The 14,369-nt window shown below is 72.1% G+C and carries 13 protein-coding genes; 7 read left to right on the top strand and 6 right to left on the bottom strand.

The genetic code is table 11. From position 1 onward, the window contains the following. Positions 1–11: 11 nt before the first annotated feature. Both QRX60_RS37130 and QRX60_RS37125 read right to left on the bottom strand, forming a co-directional pair. Complete coding sequence (locus QRX60_RS37130; RefSeq protein WP_284749814.1) at positions 12–446, bottom strand: XRE family transcriptional regulator; 435 nt, start codon at positions 444–446, stop codon at positions 12–14. A gap of 311 nt (positions 447–757) precedes the next feature. Continuing rightward, on the bottom strand, positions 758–1,579 hold the full coding sequence (locus QRX60_RS37125; protein WP_285996118.1) for a helix-turn-helix transcriptional regulator: 822 nt from the start codon (positions 1,577–1,579) through the stop codon (positions 758–760). Positions 1,580–1,682: 103 nt separating this feature from the next. On the opposite strand from QRX60_RS37125, the gene QRX60_RS37120 reads away from it, so the two are divergent. After that, positions 1,683–2,030 carry a VOC family protein gene (locus QRX60_RS37120; RefSeq protein WP_285996117.1) on the top strand — a complete coding sequence of 116 codons (348 nt, stop codon included), beginning with the start codon at positions 1,683–1,685 and terminating at the stop codon, positions 2,028–2,030. A 1-nt stretch (position 2,031) separates the two neighbouring features. Here QRX60_RS37120 and QRX60_RS37115 read toward each other — a convergent pair whose 3' ends face one another. Beyond that, positions 2,032–4,164, bottom strand: coding sequence for a discoidin domain-containing protein (locus tag QRX60_RS37115; protein ID WP_285996116.1), 2,133 nt, complete (start codon positions 4,162–4,164; stop codon positions 2,032–2,034). A gap of 214 nt (positions 4,165–4,378) precedes the next feature. On the opposite strand from QRX60_RS37115, the gene QRX60_RS37110 reads away from it, so the two are divergent. Beyond that, positions 4,379–5,311 carry a DUF1996 domain-containing protein gene (locus tag QRX60_RS37110; RefSeq protein WP_285996115.1) on the top strand — a complete coding sequence of 311 codons (933 nt, stop codon included), beginning with the start codon at positions 4,379–4,381 and terminating at the stop codon, positions 5,309–5,311. Then, positions 5,308–5,844, top strand: a complete 537-nt coding sequence (locus QRX60_RS37105; protein ID WP_285996114.1) for a DUF305 domain-containing protein — start codon at positions 5,308–5,310, stop codon at positions 5,842–5,844. Before QRX60_RS37110 ends, QRX60_RS37105 begins: the two co-directional genes overlap by 4 nt. Before the next feature lie 285 nt (positions 5,845–6,129). Here QRX60_RS37105 and QRX60_RS37100 read toward each other — a convergent pair whose 3' ends face one another. Beyond that, the gene (locus QRX60_RS37100; protein ID WP_285996113.1) at positions 6,130–9,342 is read right to left on the bottom strand and encodes a TIM-barrel domain-containing protein; all 3,213 of its coding nucleotides are present in this window, start codon (positions 9,340–9,342) and stop codon (positions 6,130–6,132) included. Between the two features lie 174 nt (positions 9,343–9,516). Next, positions 9,517–10,560, bottom strand: a complete 1,044-nt coding sequence (locus tag QRX60_RS37095; RefSeq protein ID WP_285996112.1) for a LacI family DNA-binding transcriptional regulator — start codon at positions 10,558–10,560, stop codon at positions 9,517–9,519. Between the two features lie 131 nt (positions 10,561–10,691). Here QRX60_RS37095 and QRX60_RS37090 point away from each other — a divergent pair, with 131 nt between their 5' ends. The 4 genes from QRX60_RS37090 to QRX60_RS37075 all read left to right on the top strand — a co-directional run bounded on the left by QRX60_RS37090 (position 10,692) and on the right by QRX60_RS37075 (position 13,440). Then, a complete protein-coding gene (locus QRX60_RS37090; protein WP_285996111.1) occupies positions 10,692–11,084 on the top strand; it encodes a hypothetical protein in 393 nt (130 codons plus the stop codon). Positions 11,085–11,094: 10 nt separating this feature from the next. Continuing rightward, positions 11,095–12,171 (top strand): sensor histidine kinase, encoded by a 1,077-nt coding sequence (locus QRX60_RS37085; RefSeq protein ID WP_285996110.1) that lies wholly within the window; start codon positions 11,095–11,097, stop codon positions 12,169–12,171. Beyond that, positions 12,168–12,776, top strand: a complete 609-nt coding sequence (locus QRX60_RS37080) for a response regulator transcription factor (protein WP_285996109.1) — start codon at positions 12,168–12,170, stop codon at positions 12,774–12,776. Before QRX60_RS37085 ends, QRX60_RS37080 begins: the two co-directional genes overlap by 4 nt. Positions 12,777–12,843: 67 nt before the next feature. Beyond that, positions 12,844–13,440, top strand: a complete 597-nt coding sequence (locus tag QRX60_RS37075) for a mycothiol-dependent nitroreductase Rv2466c family protein (protein ID WP_285996108.1) — start codon at positions 12,844–12,846, stop codon at positions 13,438–13,440. Here the strand turns inward: QRX60_RS37075 and QRX60_RS37070 are convergent. Beyond that, positions 13,437–14,198 (bottom strand): NPP1 family protein, encoded by a 762-nt coding sequence (locus tag QRX60_RS37070; RefSeq protein ID WP_285996107.1) that lies wholly within the window; start codon positions 14,196–14,198, stop codon positions 13,437–13,439. The two genes, QRX60_RS37075 and QRX60_RS37070, sit on opposite strands and share 4 nt — an antisense overlap. Positions 14,199–14,369 lie beyond the last annotated feature (171 nt).

Raw genomic sequence — 14,369 nt, 5'->3', positions numbered from 1 at the left:
ACCGCGCGAGGTCACTCCGGCTTCCTGCGCCGGCCGTCGCGGCGCCGGGTTTCGTCGTAGCCGGCCAGCTGGTCGAGCAGCGCCGTCACGGTTTCGCGGTCGCGCGGGGAGAGCTGCATGGCCCGCTGCGCCAGGTTCCGCGCCTCGGTGTCGCGCCACGCGACGACGTCCTCGACCTGGCGGTCGACCTGCCCGGCGACCTCGTCGTCGAAGAAGTACGTCACCGGGACGCCGAAGAACTGGGCGAGGGCCTGGATGTGCGAGCGCTTGGGGTCCTTGCGCGCGCCGACGGCGAGCTGCTGGACGTGGGTCGCCGACATCGTCACGCCGGTCTGCTCGGCGACGCCGTGCGCGATCTCCCGGTAGGAGTACGGCTTGCGGTCCGGCGGGTGCACGGTCGCGATCAAGTGCGCCAGTCGTTCGGCGAAACTGCGCTCATCGCTCACCACACACCACCCTCAGCCAGGAAACGTGACAACCGGCAGCGTAGCTGTTCCGAAAACTTGACACAGCCTGTCCCGGAAAGACTACGATACTCCCGTTCGGTGTTTCGAAAACTGGACACCGGATCCCGGGGTGGCGCAACGGCCGCGGGGCGAAGTCACGTGGCCGCTGGGGGTGGCCACGCGCCCAGCCCGCGTTCCCGTCGCGCCACCCCACCTCAGCGCGCTCCCTTGTCAGGGCCGATCTCGCGTGATCGGCGGGATTGGGTGGGCATCGCGCGCTCGGGCCGCCACCCGCACAACTCGGCGGGGCCTCACGCTCGCCCAGAGCTCTCCCTCCCCTCCCCTGCCAGCACCCCGCGCAGGACCGCCGGGGTCATTCCCGCGTGGTCGCGGACCGTGCGGGTCAGGTGCGCCTGGTCGGCGAAACCCAGGTCCGCCGCGAGCGTCGCCAGCTCGCGCTCTCCCGCTTCCAGGCGGTCCAGGGCCCGGCCCACCCGGACCCGGTTGCGGTACTGCGTCAGCGAAACCCCCAGCTCGCGCGGAAAAGCCCGGCTCAGCCGGTACGGCGAAACCCCCAGCAGATCCGCCAGCGGAAAGAGCCCGGCGGCGCCCGGGTCGTCCGCGGCGATCGCCTCGCGGCCGCGGGACACCAACGCCCGGTCGTCGGCCCGGCCGCCGGACGCCGGTGTCCGAGCGACCGTCGCCTGGGTGATCGCGTGGCCCACCAGCGCCAGCAGCTCTTCCGCCAGCGCGTAGTCCGGGTCGGCGACCGAAGCGACCGCACGGCGGTGGGCGAGGTCGAGCCGTCCGTCGACGTACACCGTCGTGCGTGCCAGGGAAAAACCCGCGAGCTGACGCCACCGCTGCGCGCTGAAGGTCACCGACGTGCACACGTCGCCGCCTGCCGGGTGCGCGAAGCTCTCCTCGTCCCCCGGTTCGGCGAGGTAGGCCAGCACCGGGTCGACGTCCGCGACCGTCCCGCGGGCGCGACGGCGGAACCGGCCGCGGCGGACGAGCACCATCCGGTGGCCGGCCGCCACCTCGGGTGGCGACCAGCCGCGGTGGACGTCCGCGCACCGGACCACGTTGACCGCGTACCCGGGGCGGGCCGCGACTTCGACTGCTTCCAGCACGAGCCGGACGCTACGCCGGGGGTCCGACAGTTTCCGCAAGGATCTTCAAGACCGCGCCCCGGCACCGCGGGCAGGCTGCCGGCAGAACGAAAGGAGTCGGGAAATGCCCGCGGAACTCACCACGATCGTCCTCGACTGCGCCGACCCGGCCGCGCTCGCCGCCTTCTACGCCAAGGCACTCGGGCTGGAGGTGACCTATCAGGACGACGACACCGTGCAGCTCGGCGGCCCGGTCGCACTCGGCTTCCAGCGCGTCGCCGGTTACCGGGGCCCGGGCTGGCCGGACGACGCCAAGCACGCCCACCTCGACCTCCGCGTCGGCGACCTCGAAAGCGCTGTCACGGAGTTCGAGGCGCTCGGCGCCACCAAGCCGGACTTCCAGCCCGGTGGCGCCGACTGGGTCGTACTCGCCGACCCCGAAGGTCACCTCTTCTGCCTGATCCCGGGCTGAGTCAGCTGCGGTAGACGCCGAACTCGTACAGCGAGTAGCCGTACGCGGTGCCGCGCTGGGTCGCGGACATCCGCACGTACCGGGCGGTCGCCGAGATCGCGAGGTCGTCGGCGCCGCCGTCGCCCGACGTCGTCGCGTACACCGTCCGCCAGTTCGCCGCGTCGTCGCTGACCTGGATCTCGTAGGCCTTCCCGAAGGCGGCCTCCCAGATCAGCTGGACGTGGTCGAACGCCTGCCGGCTGCCCAGGTCCACCTGCAGCCACTGCGGGTCGGCCCACGCGCTCGCCCAGCGCGTGGCGGTGTTCCCGTCCGTCGCGGCCTGCGGCGGGTAGGGCGCGCCGGGGCCGTCGGCCTGGTAGGTGGACGCCGTGGTCGCCGCGCCGCGGGCCAGGTTCGTGCCCGGCACCGGCGGGGCGACCACGCGCAGCGACCGCGTCTCGATGCCGACGTTGCCGTGGCCGTCCCGGGCGTAGAGGTAGATCTTCCAGACGCCCAGCTGCTGCGGCGCGGTGACGGTGAACGGCCCGGTCCCGGTGAACTGCGCCGGGATCAGCCCGGCCGCGTTGTTGATGTACTTGCTGTTGTAGCCCATGGTGTAGGTGATCGGGTCACCGTCCGGATCGGACACCCCGGCGGTCAGGGTGAACGTGCCGCCGGCCGGGACGTCCGTGCTGCGGCTGAGGGTCATCGACGAGATCACCGGCGGTGTGTTCCCGTTCGTCTGTCCACTGTAGAGCCTGCGGACGGCGTACCACGAGAGCCGCTTTTCGTTGCCGGTGGTGATGTTGAACCAGACGCCGCCGAAGTCGCCCTCGGTGCCGTAGTGGAAGAGCGTCGCGCCGAGTGCCACGCCCGGGTGGGCCAGGACGCAGTTCCAGGCGTTCACATAGCCGTCGCGCTTCTGCTGGTCGGTCGGCTCGGTGGGGACGCCGTTCGCGTCGTTCGGCACTTCCCACTCACCGGCCGGGCCGGTCTCGGTGATGATGTACGGCTTCGGGTAGCCGCCCGCGAGCCAGTCCTGCTTCACCTGGCAGACCTGGGCGTAGGAGTTGACGGAGTAGAGGTCGAGGTTCGGCGCGTACGCCTTGTAGTACGGCCACGCACCGGTCCAGGCGTCGGTCGAGGTGACCGGGTGGTTGGCGTCGATGGCGTGGATCGCCTGCGCGGCCTGGTCGACGAAGCGCGTGTACGCGATCCGGTTCTGCTCCAGCTGCGTGCCGGAATAGCAGTTCTGCATGCCGAGGATCGACTCGTTGCCGACGTTCCACATCAGCACGCCGGGGTTCGCCTTGTAGGCGGTGACCCATTTCTCGATCTCGGCGAGCATCGTGTTCTTGTAGTTCGTGTCGGTCGTGTAGTCGACGCAGCCGCCGCTGCCGGGGCCGCCGCCGGGTTGCAGCCAGAAGCCGCTGACGACCTTGATCCCGTTGGCCGCGGCGGCGTCCAGCAGGGGCTGGGTCGTGCCGTCGGTGCCCCAGGTGCGGACGGTGTTGACGCCGATCGCGTGTAGCTCGGGCATCCGCGTGGCCGCTTCGCCGACCGGCGGTCCCCAGGTCAGCCCCTTGACCGTCCACGGTGTCCCGTCGACCGTCAGCTGCCAGTTCCCCGGCGAGCCGGTCACTCGCGTGACGCCGGGGCCGTCCTGCGTCGGCGTCCCCGGGGTACCGCTGACCTGGAACTCCCAGAGCGAGTAGCCGTAGCCGCCGACGCGGTGGGTGCCGAAGAAGCGCACGTAACGGCCGTGGCCGCTGACCGCGAGATTTTGTATACCGCCGGCCGCGGTGGTCGTACTGTATACAGTCCGCCAAGTACCGGCGTCGTCGGAAACTTGGATTTCGTATGCAGTCGCGTAGGCGGCTTCCCAGTTCAGGGTGACCTGGCTGACGTCCGCGGGTGCGCCGAGGTCGACCTGCAGCCACTGCGGGTCGCTCCAGGCGCTCGCCCAGCGGGTGCCGGCGTCACCGTCGACGGCTGCCGAGGCCGGAGTACCCGCGCCTTCACTGCTCGACGCCGTCGCGGGTCTGCCTTGGGAAAGCAGCGTGGCGGCGTGCGCCGGGGACGGGCCGGCGAGCAGCCCCAGCACCAGCAGGGCCACCAGCGCCGGGACGGCACGGAGGAGCGACGGTCGGTCCACGATGACTCCCGTACGACAGGGGACGGAGATTGGAGAGCGCTCTCCAGTGCGTCCGATGGTTCGGCACCGCGCCTCCCGTTGTCAAGATTCCCGTCGGTAATCGGACAATGCCTGTCTTGCGGCGGATCCGGGTGCTCCTTGACACGGCAGCGGCTCGGTGCGCATGCTGTGGGAGAGCGCTCTCCCATCCTTGGCACCTCACCGTGGAGGACCCTTGGCAACGAAAGCCGCGCTCCTCGCCTGCACCGCCGCCACCGTGCTGGCAGGCGCCTTACTGACCGCGGCCACCTGGTCGCCCGCCGGGGCCGACGACCTGGTGACCCACCACGAGTTCCAGGTCAACTGCTCCCCCAGCCACCACCAGCCGGACGACCCGATCGTCTTCCCCGGGCTGCCCGGCGCGTCGCACGACCACACGTTCCTCGGAAACAAGACCACCAACGCGGCCACGACGCTGCAGTCGCTGCAGAACGCGGGCGTCGGAAACACCACGTGCCTCGCGCCGGACGACCTGTCCGCGTACTGGTTCCCGACGGTCTACAACGGGAGCCAGGTGGTGCTGCCGAACTTCGCGCAGGTCGTCTACTACAAGTCCGGCATCCTGGACTACACGAAGGTCGTGCCGTTCCCACCCGGCCTGCGCTACGTCGCCGGGAGCGTCACGGCGACGCAGGACGAGTTCCAGCACGCCCCCGGCGCGATCGAGGGCTGGGAGTGCGGGGACAGCTTCCACAACTGGGACGTCCCGGTGCACTGCGTCGAGGGCAGCCAGCTCAACATCCGTTACCAGGCCCCGAGCTGCTGGGACGGCGTCCACCTCGACTCGGCCGACCACAAGAGCCACCTGGCGTACCCGGACCGGACGAGCCTGACGTGCCCGGCCGACCACCCGGTGGCGGTGCCGATGCTCGAGTTCAAGATGGCGTTCCCGGTGAGCGGCGACATGTCCGGCGTGCACCTGGCCAGCGGACGCGGGTACTCGTGGCACTACGACTTCTTCAACGCGTGGGACCCCGAGACGCTGGCGGCGCTGGTGACGCACTGCATCAACGGCGGCCTGCAGTGCGACCCGCGCGGGTTCGACCTGTACAAACCGGACCGGGGCACCGTGCTCGGGCAGAACTACCGGCTGCCCGGCCGTCCGTGAGACGGCTGGTCCTGGTGGGGGCGGCGGTGGTGGCGACCATGGGCGGGTGCGCCACCACCGGCCCCGCCCCCGCCGCCGGCCCCGCTTCGCCGTTCAACCCGACGGACGTGGCGTGGCTGCAGCTGGTGGTGCCGATGACGGAGAACGCGCTGTCAGCCGCCCGGCTGGCGCCGGACCACGCGGCGAGCCCGGCGGTCCGGGCCGCCGCGAGCTCGGTCGCGGCACCGGCGGAGAAACTGCTGGTGCGCCTGAAAGCCGCCCGCGACCGGGCGGGGCTGCCCGCCGCCGACGTCCACAGTGGACACCGGATGCCGGGGATGATCACCGCGGCGGACCTGGTGGCGTTGCGGACCGGCAGTGGCGCGGAGTTCGACCGGCGGCTGGTCGCGCTGCTCCGGGCCCACGCGGCGCAGCTGGTCGTGCTGGCGAAGGGTGAGCAGACCTCGGGCGCGGACGCGGAGACCCAGCGGCTGGCCGGCGAGGTCGGCGCCGACGGCTCACGGCAGGAGCAGGTGCTGGCGAACACGGCCTGATCCGATCGACGGCACACCGGCGAGGTCCGTGAATGGCACATCGAGGGACGTCAAGTCCCTCGATGTGCCATTCACGGCTTTGCGCCACTGCGGGCGGTGGTCAGCCAGGCGCCGCACCACCCGGAAGCCGTTCGCGATGGAGCAACGGCCCGGACCGAGGTCGACGTGACCACGGACCGGGCCGTGGAGGCCACCGACCCACACGGTGGCCGAGCCGGGCGCCGTCGAGGCCACCACCCCACGTGGTGGCCTCGACGGCCATACCGGCTCCGCCCGCCGGCAGTCTCAGTACGTCACCGTCACCGGCCCACGCCCGCCGTGGGCCGTCACCGTCAGCGTCTGCGCCGCCGCGTCCCACTTCCAAGCGGACGACGGCGCCCAGCCCTCGCCGACCCGCACCCGGGCGGGTGCCGAGGTCACGCCGAGGAACTTGACGGTCCACTCCCTCGAAGCGACCTGGGACCGGCCCCGGGCCGGTTCGACCGTCACCGTGTGCGCGCCGCGCCGCTCGGTGTAGGTGATCCGGGTCGTCGAGCTGTGCTTGGCCGAGGTGCCGTCGTCCTCGTACAGCGAGAACGACCCCGACGCGCCCGGTGCCACCGTGACCGTCGCCCTGTCCAGCGGGCTCTGGACGTCGTTGGGGACGTCCGCCGTCCGGGTCACCGCGACGCCGCCGGCGCGCAGGAACACCGGCATCGTCCCGAGGTCCGACGTCACCTGCTGCGTCGTGCCGCCGGCGTACGACTTGCCCGTGAAGTAGTCGGTCCACTGCCCCGGCGGGAACCAGACCGACGTCGTCGCCGAGGTCCCCGGCGACGTCACCGGCGCCACCAGCATGTCCGGCCCGTAGAAGTATTCGCTCTGCGCCGCGGCGTACGCGGCCGGCTCGTCCGGGTACTCCACGTACGTCGGCCGCACCACCGGCACGCCCGTCGTCGCCGCCTGCTGGGCCAGCGTGTAGGTGTAGGGCACCAGGTTCTCGCGCAGGTTGAGGAACTTCGTCGCCGACGCCTTCGCCGCGTCGCCGTACTGCCACGGCAGCCGGTCGCTGTGGTTGCTGTGCAGCCGGTCGATCGGCTGGAACGCGCCGAGCTGGACCCACCGCGCATACAGGTCGTCGGGCAGCTTGAACGTCTGGTGCTGCTGCCCGCCCGAGGTGTAGGTCTCGCTGCCGCGCAGGCCGGTCGTGTCGTTGTGGCCGCCGATGTCGTGGCTGATCGGCGACAGGCCGGTCGCGGCCGACTCCGCCGGCGTGATCCCGACCTCCATCCGCAGCGTGCCCCACGTCGACGACGTGTCACCGGTGAAGTGGACGGTGCTGCGCTTGTCGGCCCACGGTCCCGTCGGCAGCCCGACCGGGCCGCCGTACCCGCCGGCCTGCAGCGAGCCGTACGCCCGCGACGTCACGAAGCCCCGCTCGACCGCCGGTGCGGCCAGGTCGGCGTACTTCTGGTTGATCCAGGAGTCCGGCGTCACGCCCGGCAGGCTCGACTTCGACGAGTCGCAGCACCAGTCGAGCCACCAGAAGTCGTTGCCCTGGCTCATCATTTCGCCGTGCAGGTCGAGGTACGCCTTGAGCTGGTCGGGGTCACCCCAGTCGAAGACGTAGCAGTCGGTCCCGCAGCCGGACTTCGCCAGCTTGCCCTTCGCCGTCGCCTGCGCGCGGGCGAACTGCGGGTCCGAACCCATGATGCTCGGGTGGATGTTCAGCGTGTTGTGCAGGCCCTGCGACTGCGACCAGGCGAAGAACCCGGCCGGGTCGGGGAACTTGTTCTTGTCGAACTGCCAGCCGTTCCACGTGTCCGGCGCCTTGAAGTCGGTGTCGGTCACGAGGACGTCCAGCGGCACGCCCTCGCTGCGGAACTTCGGCAGGATCTTGTCGCGGTAGTCGGCCGCGGTGCGGTCGATGTACTCCGAGTACCAGACGCCGTAGGCCCAGCGCGGCAGCAGCTCCGACGGTCCGGTCAGGGTCGCCAGGTCCCGCAGGCCCGCCTTGTAGTCGTGGCCGAAGGAGAAGACGTAGCCGTCCTGGTAGGGGTTCCCGCCGTGCGACGGCCGCTGGGTCACCTTCTCGGTGGCGGTGTCGTACAGCGCCGAAGGGCTGTCGTCGAGCAGGTACCAGCCGTCCTGGTGCAACAGCCCTTCGGTGAGCGACGGCGTGCCGTTGTCGCCGTTGACGCCGTCGAGGCCGCGCCGGTAGCCGCCGAGCGTGAGGTGCGGCGCCGGGGCGGCGGCACCGGTGCCGGTGACCGCGACGGTGTCGAGGTTGACGTGGCAGCTCGTGTCGTCCGGGCAGCCGAGGACGACGTCGTTCGTCCCGGCCTTGAGGTCGACCGGGACCGACGCGGTCCCCCAGCTGTCCCAGTTCGCCGTGATGGGCAGCGACAGCGTGCGGGTCACGCCGGACGCGGCGACCGTCGCCGTGCGGGTCTCGTGCCGGCCGTCACCGCCGGTGCCGTTGGCGTAGCGGACGGACAGCTGGTACGTGCCGGCGGCCGGGACGGCCACGACGCGGTGGGTCAGCGACGAGCCGCGGTTGAGCTCGGCGACGAACCCGCGGCCGGCGTACCCGGTGTGGTCGGTCGCGACCACGGCCGAGCCCGTGCGCAGGCCGGATTCGGCTTCACAGCTGACCTCGAGGGCGCACCCGGTGAACGCGCGGGCCGACGCGGGCGGGAAGGCCGCGCCGGGGGTCAGCACCGCGACGGCGTCGACGTTGACGTTGCCGGAGTCCGTCGCGGTCCGTTCGAGGCGGAGGTTGTGCCGGCCGGCGCCGAGGGTGACCGGCACCGACGCGGTGGCCCAGCTGTTCCAGTCGGCCGTCGTGGGCAGGGTGAGCTTCTGCGCCGCGCCGCCGTCGACGGACACGCTGAGGGTGCGCGTGACGTGCTGGCCGTCTCCGCCCTGGCCGTTGGCGAACCGGGCCGTGACGTTGTACGTCCCGGCCGTGGCGACGGCGACGTCGGCCGTGGCCGAGTTGCCGGTGCTTTCGAACCCGGCGAGGAAGCCCTCGCCGGTGTAGCCGGTGTGGTCGGTCGCGACGCCCAGCCCGTCGGCGGTCAGGTCCTCGGCCTCGCACAGCGCGCCGGTCGCGCAGGTCAGGTGGCGCCACGGCGCCGCGGTCACCGGCGTGGTCCCGGCGTTCGTGCGGATCTGGAGGTTGCCGGAGTCGAACGGCCCGGAGTCCAGCTTGTAGGTCAAGGTCGTCGCGCTCGTGCGGATCGTCAGCACCCCGTTGGACGTGCTGGACGTGAACGGCGGGGGTGTGAAGGACCCGCGGCCGACGGCGTTGAAGGTGGCGGCGTCGGTGAAGCGGCCGTCACCCGCGTACTCCGTGCGGATCAGTGTCGGGGACAGGACTTGGAAACGCGCGTTTCCGGCGGTGACGGTCTGGCGGGCCGCCGGCCCGGCGTCGGCCGGGGCCGCGACGGTCAAGACGGCCGCGGCGACTGCCAGCGCGCACGTCAGAGGGAGGGTTTTCGGTGCTCTCGTCCGCACGGCGGAACTCCGTTCCGGTCAGAGGGACCCAGCCGGTTTTACAACGTTGGAAAAGGCCGAACAGATCTGAGCACAGCCGTCGGGCCGATGTCCAGACCACCGGGCGGAACTGTCCGGACAGGCCGGGCTCTCTGCCCGGCAGGCCACGCGCACGGAGTATCGGCGCCCGGCCGCTCAGGCGGAGTCGCGGACGACCAGTTCGGGATCGAAGATCACCGACTCCGCGCGCCGCGCCGGGTCGGCCATGCGGTCGAGGACCATCCGGGCCATCGCCGCGCCCATCTCCTCCACCGGCTGGCGGACCGTCGTGAGCCGGGGACGGCAGCTCAGCGCCACCCGGCTGTCGTCGAAGCCGATCACCGCGACGTCGTCGGGAACCCGGCGGCCCGCCTCGCGCAGCACCGTCAGAGCGCCGTACGCCATCAGGTCGTTGGCCACGAACAGCCCGTCCAGCGCGGGTTCCTCGGCCAGGAGCCGCTCCATCGCCCGTTCGCCGCCGTGCTCGGTGAAGTCGCCTTCGGCGACCGCCACGTACGCGTGGCCGTGGCGGGCCATCGCGTCGCGGAACCCGGCCAGCCGGTCCTGACCCGCCGGGGTTCCCGCCGGGCCCGCGATCGTCGCGACCCGGTGGCAGCCGCGGGAAACGAGCCGGTCGGCCGCGAGCCGGGCACCGTCCTGGTGGGCGACGTCGACGTAGCTCACCGGCGCCGGGCGGCCGGGCCGCGCGAACAGCGCCGTCGGGACGCCCGCGTCGGTCAGCATGCGCGGCAGCGGGTCCTCGGCCGGGTGCAGCGAGATCAGCAGCACTCCGCTCACCTGCTCCTGCCGCAGCTTCGGCACGAGCTTCTCCCGCTCTTCGTCGCTGTCGACGAGCATCAGCAGCGGGTGCAGCCCCTGGGGCCGCAGGTGCGCGACCACGCCCTCGACCACCCGGCCGAAGAACGGGTCGCCGAACACGCCGCCGGTGAAAGCTTCGACGTGCCGTTCCGGCTCGGACACCACCAGCGCCACGCCGCCGGTGCGGCGCGTGACCAGCGACCGGGCCGCGCGGTTCGGCACGTAGCCGGTGGCGGCGATGGCGCGTTCGACGGTCTCCCGCAGCTTCGGATCGACGTTGCGCACGCTGTTGACCACGCGGGACACCGTGGCCCGCGAGACGCCGGCGACCCGCGCGACGTCCTCCAGGGTCGGCGGCGCCGAGGGCGGGTGCGTCGTCACCTCCCCTTTGTAGCACGCTGTGAGAGCGCTCTCCCACCTCTTTGCCCAGGACATGCCGATGACAAATGTCATGAGCGGCTCCTGAGGGACGGCACTGCCGCCAAGACACCCCGCGCGACGACCATTCCGGCATGACCACCACGACTCGAACCGAAACCACCGGCTTCCGGCCCGTGCTGCTGCTCACCGGCGGCTACGCCGCGCTTTCCGTACTCACCCTCATCACGATCGTGCTCTTCCACAACGACCACACGATGGTGACCGACGCGGTCTGGGTGCGCGCCACCCTCGTCGTCGCCAGCTCGCTGCTGACGTTCGCCTTCGCCCGCAGCGCGGCCCGCGGGTCGAAGAAAGGCCTGCTGAGACTGCGGATCGTCGCCGCCGTGATGCTCGTGGCGATCGTCGTCATCGTCGCCCTGCCCGGGTTGTTCCCGCTGTGGCTGCGGATCGAACAGGCCGTCTGCGGGCTGCTCCTGCTCGGTGTCACGGTGCTCGTCAACGGCCGGCGGGCGCGGGCCCGGTAGCGTGCCGGTGATGGACAGGACGGAGCCGGCCGACGTGCAGCGCTGGGTGCGCGGCTGGCGGGTGATGGTGCTCGACGCGGGCATGCTCGTCTACCCGGCGGTGACCGTGCCCGGCGTGCTGCAGCACTCGGCCGGTCACGCCGCGGTCGCGGGGTGCGCGATCGTCGCCGTCTTCGTCGGCTGTTACGTCCTCGCGGCGCGTGCTGCGGCGCAGCGAGCGCCGCGGCGGTTCTGGCCGCTCCTGGGGGTGCTGGCCGTCCTCTTCGCCGCCGCGCTCCCCTTCGCCCACGCCGAGGCGTTCTTCCTCGCCACGGTCGTCGTGTCCCTCGCCGTGCCGCGGCTCCCGCGGTACTCCGGGGCGCTGGTGGCCGTCGCCGCGCTCGCGGCGCTCGTGGTCCCGTGGGTGGCGTGGGACACCGCGGGCTGGACGCAGGCAGTCGCGCTCGTGTTCACCGTGCTGGTCGTCCACGCCTTCGCCGAGGCGATCCGGGCCAACGCCGCGCTCGTCGAAGCCCGGGCCGAGGTCGCGCGGCTCGCGTCCGAGGCCGAACGGACCCGGATCGCCCGCGACCTGCACGACCTGCTCGGCCACTCGCTGACCGCGATCACGGTCAAGAGCACTCTGGCCCGGCGGCTCCTGGACGCCGACAAAGCCCGCGCGGGCGAGGAGATGACCGAGGTCGAGACACTCGCCCGCCAAGCGCTGACCGACGTGCGCGCGGCCGTGTCGGGCTACCGGGAGGTCACGCTCGCCGGCGAGCTCGCCCGCGGCCGCGAGCTGCTGCGCGCGTGCGGCGTCACCGCCGACCTGCCGACCGCGACCGACGTCGTGGACCGGGCCCGGCAGGAACTGTTCGGGTGGGTGGTGCGCGAAGGCCTCACCAACGTGGCCCGGCACGCGCGCGCGACGCGGTGCGCGGTCACGGTGACCGAGTCCACTGTGGAGGTGGTCGATGACGGCGTGGGCGGTTCTCCCGAGGAGGGCTCCGGGCTGGCCGGGCTCCGCGAACGCGTCAAGGCCGCCGGTGGGCAGTTCCGCGCCGGGCCGGTGCGGCCGCGCGGCTGGCGGCTGCGGGTGACGCTGTGACCATCCGCCTGCTGCTCGCCGACGACCAGGAACTGGTCCGCCAGGCGCTGTGCGCGCTGCTCGCGCTGGAAGACGACTTCGAGGTCGTCGCCTCCGTGGGCCGCGGTGACGAGGTCGTCGCGGCGGCGCGGGAACACCGTCCGGACGTCGCGCTGCTGGACATCGAGATGCCCGGGCTCGACGGGCTCGCGGCCGCGGCCGTGCTCGCCGCGCAGGTGCCGGACTGCCGCGTCGTCATGCTCACGACGTTCGGGCGCGCGGGCTACCTGCGCCGCGCGATGGACGCGGGCGCGGCCGGGTTCGTCGTGAAGGACGCCCCGGCCGACGTCCTCGCCGACGCGATCCGCCGGGTTCGGAAAGGTGAGCGGGTGGTAGATCCGGCGCTGGCCGTGGCCACGCTGGCCGCGGGCGAGTCGCCGCTCACCGCGCGCGAACGGGACGTGCTCATCACTGCCCGGACCGGTGCCACCGTCGCCGAGATCGCGGCCCGGCTCTACCTGTCCGAAGGCACGGTCCGGAACTACGTCTCGGCGGCGATCACCAAGACCGGGGCGCGCAACCGCGTCGAGGCGGTGCGGATCGCGGACGAGCGCGGCTGGCTCTGATTGGCCCGGTCCGGCCCGCCGGAATTGGATCTTCTGCCGGTCCGGTCGCCGCCCTAGCGTGGGCCGGGTGAAAACCGTTGACCTGTGGTTCGACCCGGTGTGCCCGTGGGCGTGGATCGCCTCGCGCTGGCTCCTCGAGGTGGAGGCCGTCCGCGACGTCCGGACGCGCTTCCACGTGTTCAGCTTGGCTCTGCACAACGAAGGCCGTCCGGTGGACGGCTGGTACCGGAAATGGCTCGACGAACGCTGGGGTCCCGCGCGCGTCGCGCTGGCCGCTTCGCGGGCGCACGGCGACGAGGTGCAGCGTGACCTCTACACCGCGCTCGGCACGCGCTTCCACCGCGACAAGGCGCCGGTCTCGCGCGAAACGATCCTCGCCGCACTGGCTTCGGTGGACCTGCCCGCCTCACTCGCGGACGCCGCCGGGTCATCGGAGCTCGACGCGGACCTGCGCGCCGGGAACCGCGCGGCGCTCGACCCGATCGGCGAGGACCTCGGCGTCCCGGCGATCCACGTCGACGGCCATGCCTTCTTCGGCCCGGTGGTCAGCCCGGTCCCGCGCGGCGAGGAGGCCGGGCGGTTGTGGGACGGCGTGCTGCTGGTGACCGGCACGCCGGGGTTCTTCGAGCTGAAGCGCGGCCGCAGCGCGCCGGTGACGAGCTAGGCGTTCTGGTCGAACGGGATCCCGGCCGGCTTCGCCTTGCCGAGGTTGCCGGCGAACTGGTCGTCCTTGATGCCGAAGGTGGCGCTGCCGAAGTTCGCGGCCACGAGCTTGTCGCGGATCCCGGCCGGGTAGCCGTCCCAGCCGACGAGCGTCGGGTACTGCCAGGTGCCCTTGTGGTTCTCCGGCGGGTCGTCGTTGCCGTTGGCGGCGCGGAAGCAGTGGGTCGAGCCGCCGTCCTTGTGGTAGACGACCTTCGCGTGCGTGCCCTCGAAGCGCATGCTCGCGCGGTCGTGGATCGCGAAGCCGCCGTGCTGCGACGTCGCGACGTACTCGACCTGGTTGTCCTTGACCCACACGACGACGTGCTCCCAATCGTGGCGGTGCCCGGCGCTGCCGGGGCCGAGGGAGGCCTGGTCCTTCTCGAAGTAGAGGGTGAACATCACGGCGCACCAGCCGTTGTTGCACTTCTGGCGCGAGTAGGAGTTGGTGTTGTCGAGGTCCCAGGAGTCCCGGCAGTGGCCGTTGGTGTCGCCGCCGAGGGAGAGGCCGGGGGCGATGGTGCCGTCCGGGCCGATGGCCGGGGTCGGGTAGCAGCCGTCCTTGTCGTAGTCGAAGGCGGGCTGGAAGGTCTTCTCGAAGTCGGAGGCGTTGCCGGGCAGGGCGCTCGGCGGGTCGGCGGCGGCGATCCCGGGTGCGATCAGGGACAGGCCCAAGGCGACGACGGCCGCCGCGGTCAGGGTGCGGGTTCGGTGCGCCATCGCGGTACTCCCTCGGGTCTGGGCCGGGATCCGTACCCAGGCTCGCCGCGAGCCGCCCGGGCCCGCAACCGTGCTTCGGGGAGTGTGCCCGGGTGGGGCAGGCGGAGGGGGAAGATCGCGCAGTCCTGTCCGGTGACCGGCACCCCGGCCGGAACGGGCGCGAATCCCCGG

Source organism: Amycolatopsis mongoliensis (genome assembly GCF_030285665.1).
Lineage (GTDB): Bacteria > Actinomycetota > Actinomycetes > Mycobacteriales > Pseudonocardiaceae > Amycolatopsis > Amycolatopsis mongoliensis.
The sequence above is the reverse complement of the archived record's forward strand: the minus strand, read 5'-3'. Positions and strand labels throughout refer to the sequence as shown.